Genomic DNA, 4865 nt, shown 5'->3' on the forward strand with positions numbered 1-4865 from the left:
CATCGAACAAGTTCACGCCGATCTCAAAGCCTCCGCGCTCGCGCATCTGCCGTCGGGAAAGTTCTGCGCGAACGCCGCCTGGCTGGTGTGTGCGGTCATCGCGTTCAACCTGACTCGTGCTGCCGCCAGCCTCAGCGGCGGGCGTCTGGCCAAAGCCACCACATCCACGGTCCGCCGCACCCTGATCTGCATTCCGGCGCGTATCGCGTCCTCAGCCCGGCGCATCACCATGCACCTACCCGCCCGATGGCCGTGGGAAACCGAATGGAACCTGTTGTTCGACAACACTATTCACCGAAGACCGCCAACCTGGCCCTAACCACCCGGCCAACAGCCTCGATCCCGAAACCCGGTGAAACAAGCCGACATCAGAGATCGGCAACTGACTCATGCCCGCCACCCAGGCCGAACGTGCTCAACACTTTTCACCACACCGCAAAAGCCGATCGGTGGATCGAGGCTAAGCCGCCCCATGACCGACGAGACCACCACCGACCAGCCGCGCCGCGTCCCCTGGGTCAGCAACGACCAGGCACCCGTCTACCAACTCCCCCGACGCCGCCACCGGCACAGGCCACCACCACCGCCACCACTCGATGACGACACCCTGCGCCGACTCCGCGCCGCCATCGAAGCCACCACCGACTAACCCCAGCACCGAAAGGACCCCCGACATGGCTGACCTCACCATCACCCACACCCACGCCGACGGAACCCTCATCGACGGCACCAGCAAAGGCGACGGCACAAATGCGCTCCTGAAAAGCGCCGGGTGGCGGTGGTTTCGCACACTCGGCACCTGGGGAATCCCCCACAGCCGCGACCGCCAACCAAACACCCACATCATCGACCGCGCCCGCGCCGCCCTCGAACAAGCAGGCCACACGTCACCCTCGACATCGACAACACCCACCGCGACACCGCCACCGTCGAAGCCGACCGCGCCCAACGCCAACAAGACCGCGCCGACGCCCTCGACGCCAAAGCAGCACGCCGCCACGACCAGGCCGACACCGCATGGCAACGCCACCACGACGCCACCGCCGCACTCCCACCATTCGGCGAACCCGTCCACGTCGGCCACCACAGCGAACGCCGACACCGCAACGCACTCGACAAAGCATGGAACAGCATCGGCACCGCAGTGCACGCCCAAAACGACGCCGACGAAGCCGAACGCCGCGCCCACGTAGCCAGCCGCACAACCGAACACCGCTACAACCCCGTCACCGTCGCCAACCGCATCGACAAACTCGAAGCCGAACAACGCGCCGACCAACGCCGACTCGACGGCCACACCCGCACCGTCGCCAACCTCCCCGGAGGCCAGAAACTCACCGAAACCACCACCGCCGCCACCGGCGACTACCGCCAAGCCATCACCGAGCGCATGGCCCAACGCGCCGACGACATCGCCTACTGGCGCGCCGTCCGCGCCGACCAGATCGCCGCCGGCCACACCGGCGACTACAGCCGCGACACCATCGCCAAAGGCGACCAGGTGAAGATCCGCTTCCACGGCTGGGTCCCCGTCGTCCGCGCCAACGCCAAAACCGTCAGCGTCGAAACCCCCGCACCCTACGGCGGCCGCCTCATCCGCCGCACCATCCCCTACCAAGAAATCCAAGGCCACCGCCCACCACACACCGACAACAACGAGACCCCCTAACCCAGCAACGCCCGGCCACCCCTCCCAGGTGGCCGGGCCGTGCCGGATCTGCCTGGCGCGGGCATCGAGCCCGCGCCAGGCAGTCACGCGTGGTCGCCACACGCCGCGCGCGATGGCCTTCCCTGACCGCCGGATTATCACAAGCACGAGCCGCGCCCCTGTCAATTACATTCCACCAACTGATTGGCACGCGCTCCATTTCGCTACCGCTCAATACCGCTTATTTCGCGCCAATTACCCGGCTCCATTACATGGACAGAAACACAACTCGCACGTGATCGGCAGCCAACAGGAAAAGACACATTAAGACATCACAAAATGGGCAATACATGTTGTGCCGCAACACAATACGAGATATAATCGAACGTATATCACAGACGTTCACGCTCCCCGAAAGAAGGTCACAGAAAATGAATGAGGACCCCGACATCACCGTTTACTCCAAGCCCGCATGTGTGCAATGCAATGCGACCTACAAAGCCCTCGACAAGCACGGATTGACCTACCGCGTGGTCGACGTCACCCAGGACTCCGACGCCCGTGACTACGTCCTGTCACTCGGCTACCTCCAGGCCCCCGTCGTCGTCGCCGGCGAACAGCATTGGGGAGGCTTCCGCCTGGACCACATCAAGTCACTTGCCGCCCAGGCCGCGTGAAAGGACTGATCTGGCATGGCAATTGATGACAAGCGCCTCGCCCACGAAGACGCCACCCGCGCCGTAGCTGCCTGACAATTTCCCTCATGGACCCCATCGACCCGGACCCCGACAGGAGTGACGACGACATGACCGCCACACTGAGCGAGCTACCCGTCGAGGAGATCCCGTCGGCCGACGTCGACGACCTCGTCGAGGACGACGCCTACACCTCAGTCGGATCACTCGGAGACGACCCCGAAGCGGAGATCGACGTCGCCACCGACCTCGAACAGGAACTACTGTCCGCGCTGATGTGGGCTCCGCCGGCCATCGCACGCGCCGTGACCGCCCAGCTCGACACCAAACACTTCTGGATTCCCCAACACGCACGTATCTTCGCAGCGATCGCCGCCGTCGCCACGAACGCCGCACCCTCTCCTGCTCTGGTCAATGCGCAGTTGCTGGCGACCGGTGGGCAGGGCGAGTTCAGCACCCGAAGCGCCCAGCAGACCATGCTCAGCCTGGTCGCTCCCACCCACCGGCCGGTCGCTGTTGCCGGCCAGGTGCCCTACCTCGCTATCTGCGTCATCGACGGGTGGTACCGCCGCGGCTACACCGCACTGCTCACCGCGATGGACCAGCGCCGCCAAGAAGCACCGATCGAGGAACTGTCCGGGCACTGGGCGCAGCTCACCCGATACCAGCAACGCGCCGAATCCGAATGGCTCACCCGCCGCCAAGCCCTCACCGAAGTGGAGTGATGACAATGACCATGACCGACACCGAATACGGCCACGAAACAGACGAATACCGTCAGCGCCTCGCCCACGACCTCCACAAGATCGACGGCCTGCCCCTGGCCGCGGTCGCCGACGAATTCAACGTGTCGCTGCCTGAGATCCAGAACTGGATCGCCACCTACATCGCCCGCAGCGACGCCGCGGCCGCCGCCACGCAACCACCACTGTTCGAGTGAGGACACCACCATGACCGATAGCCCCGGTAACACCCGGTGAGCAGGTAGAATCAACCGTGAACCACCACAGGAAGGTGATTGCTGATGGCCACCACCACACGCACCGATGAACAGATCCTCGCCGCCGCCGATGCCGGCCACGAAATGGCTGGCATGGTGGCTACCGATGCTGACCGGGCCGCCGCCCTGCGCGTGCTGCGCGGCGAGACCACCCCCGAGCAGGAAGCCGCCAGGGTTCTCGCCGAAATCCGGTCACGCCACTCTTAGTGACCACGTCCTCATCATCCGGCGACGAGGCCGGGCAGGTTCGCGACAACCTGCCCGGCCTCTCGTCTGTCACCGACCTCGAGGAGTTCGAGCGCCGCATGGCCTACGTCCGGGTGGCCGAGCTCGAGCAAAATCCCGCGATTGCCGGCGGTGACTTCACGTTCGACACCCTGCGCGACATCCACGGTTGGATTCTCCACGACGTCTACCCATGGGCCGGGCAGCTGCGCTCTACCGACACCCAGGCGATGGGTATGGCGCACTGTCGGCCGGCGTTCCTGGCCGGCGAGCTGCACCGGGTGTTCGGCGGGATCACCACCGAGCGGCCCTCCCCCGTCGACCGGGAATCAGCGATCGCCACAACCGCCCATCACTGGGGTGAGCTGACCGGTGTTCACCCGTTCATCGACGGGAACTCCAGAAGCCAGCGGGTGTTCTTCCACCGCTACCTCGCCGACGCCGGATGGGACATCGACTGGCGCGTCATCGACGCCGCCGCGGTGCACGCCGCCCGCCACGTCGCGATGGCCACCACCGACTCATCGTTCCTCGCCGCCGAGCTTGCACCCGGGGTGGTGCGCCTGGGCGACACCGCGCCGGGGTCCCTGGCCGCCACCCAAGACACCCGAGATCCCGCGAAAGCGGCCGCAGTGTTCCGGGCGATGATCATGCACCGACGGGCCGGGGGAACCGCAGAAACGTTCCGGTCGGAGGCTGCGGCCGCGGGCCCGATGGCCGGCCCGTCCGGACAGATCGCCGCCTCACGGCCTTACCGGGGGCGCGGCGAGCAGAGCGCATCAATCCAGTCGCGGCCGGATCGGCCGCGCGGTCGGGGCCGCTAGAGCGAGGTCACCACCTGGTGGGTGCCGACGGGGTGTGGCGGGCACTGGTGCCGGCGACGCCGGCGAACGCCGCGAGCATAAGCAGCGGCAGCAGGAAGAACATCACGACCGCGGCGGCGAACGCAGCGCGCAGCAGGATCGGGCTCCAGGTCCGCGCGGGAACCCACCGCGGCCGGTAGCCCGGGCCGATCGGCGCCAGCCAGTGACCCGGGCGGGGTCGGCGCACGAGGAACCCGACGAGGACGCTGAACGCGAACGTCGCCGCACCGAGCATGAGCCACACGGTGAGGAACACCGCGCCGAAGCTGGCGTGGGCGAGCATGTTGTCGATCGCGTCGACCATGATGTCTCCTCATCGGCTGGTGGTCTGTTAGTGGTATCAGAGTGCTCGGACATTGCACTGCGCGCCATTCGCCGCGCGGATGTTGGTCTAGATGTACTGACCGGGGACGTTAGTCGACGCTTGCGGCGCC

9 protein-coding genes are annotated in these 4865 nt (G+C 66.2%); 8 read left to right on the forward strand and 1 reads right to left on the reverse strand.

The genetic code is table 11. The features are described 5' to 3' along the window. The 8 genes from GOACH_RS22135 to GOACH_RS22165 form a co-directional block, all read left to right on the forward strand. Positions 1-319 (forward strand): IS1380 family transposase (locus GOACH_RS22135; RefSeq protein WP_005180262.1); only part of this gene is annotated, 319 nt, incomplete at its 5' end. A gap of 153 nt (positions 320-472) precedes the next feature. Further along, the gene (locus tag GOACH_RS23900) at positions 473-649 is read left to right on the forward strand and encodes a hypothetical protein (RefSeq protein ID WP_157227934.1); all 177 of its coding nucleotides are present in this window, start codon (positions 473-475) and stop codon (positions 647-649) included. A 129-nt stretch (positions 650-778) separates the two neighbouring features. Continuing rightward, positions 779-1669: a DUF3560 domain-containing protein gene (locus GOACH_RS22140; RefSeq protein WP_245551996.1), complete on the forward strand. Its 891-nt coding sequence runs from the start codon at positions 779-781 to the stop codon at positions 1667-1669. A gap of 410 nt (positions 1670-2079) precedes the next feature. Then, positions 2080-2325, forward strand: a complete 246-nt coding sequence (gene nrdH, locus GOACH_RS22145) for a glutaredoxin-like protein NrdH (RefSeq protein WP_005180267.1) — start codon at positions 2080-2082, stop codon at positions 2323-2325. 86 nt (positions 2326-2411) lie between these two features. Next, positions 2412-3068: a DnaB-like helicase N-terminal domain-containing protein gene (locus GOACH_RS23200; protein WP_005180269.1), complete on the forward strand. Its 657-nt coding sequence runs from the start codon at positions 2412-2414 to the stop codon at positions 3066-3068. Between the two features lie 5 nt (positions 3069-3073). After that, positions 3074-3283, forward strand: a complete 210-nt coding sequence (locus GOACH_RS22155) for a hypothetical protein (protein ID WP_005180271.1) — start codon at positions 3074-3076, stop codon at positions 3281-3283. An 84-nt stretch (positions 3284-3367) separates the two neighbouring features. After that, positions 3368-3550 carry a hypothetical protein gene (locus GOACH_RS22160; protein WP_040519563.1) on the forward strand — a complete coding sequence of 61 codons (183 nt, stop codon included), beginning with the start codon at positions 3368-3370 and terminating at the stop codon, positions 3548-3550. Then, positions 3550-4392 (forward strand): Fic/DOC family protein, encoded by an 843-nt coding sequence (locus tag GOACH_RS22165; protein ID WP_005180276.1) that lies wholly within the window; start codon positions 3550-3552, stop codon positions 4390-4392. Before GOACH_RS22160 ends, GOACH_RS22165 begins: the two co-directional genes overlap by 1 nt. A 7-nt stretch (positions 4393-4399) precedes the next feature. On the opposite strand, the gene GOACH_RS22170 is transcribed toward GOACH_RS22165, so the two are convergent. Beyond that, entirely contained in the window at positions 4400-4735 is a 336-nt protein-coding gene (locus GOACH_RS22170; protein ID WP_005180278.1) for a hypothetical protein, read from the reverse strand. Between the last annotated feature and the right edge of the window lie 130 nt (positions 4736-4865).

Origin of the sequence: Gordonia aichiensis NBRC 108223 (assembly GCF_000332975.1) — a bacterium.
Taxonomy (GTDB): Bacteria; Actinomycetota; Actinomycetes; order Mycobacteriales; family Mycobacteriaceae; genus Gordonia; species Gordonia aichiensis.

Coding starts and splice junctions, on each gene's coding strand:
- GOACH_RS23900 (WP_157227934.1), top strand. CDS start 473: ATGACCGACGAGACCACCACCGACCAGCCGCGCCGCGTCCCCTGGGTC.
- nrdH (WP_005180267.1), top strand. CDS start 2,080: ATGAATGAGGACCCCGACATCACCGTTTACTCCAAGCCCGCATGTGTG.
- GOACH_RS23200 (WP_005180269.1), top strand. CDS start 2,412: ATGGACCCCATCGACCCGGACCCCGACAGGAGTGACGACGACATGACC.
- GOACH_RS22155 (WP_005180271.1), top strand. CDS start 3,074: ATGACCATGACCGACACCGAATACGGCCACGAAACAGACGAATACCGT.
- GOACH_RS22160 (WP_040519563.1), top strand. CDS start 3,368: ATGGCCACCACCACACGCACCGATGAACAGATCCTCGCCGCCGCCGAT.
- GOACH_RS22170 (WP_005180278.1), bottom strand. CDS start 4,735: ATGGTCGACGCGATCGACAACATGCTCGCCCACGCCAGCTTCGGCGCG.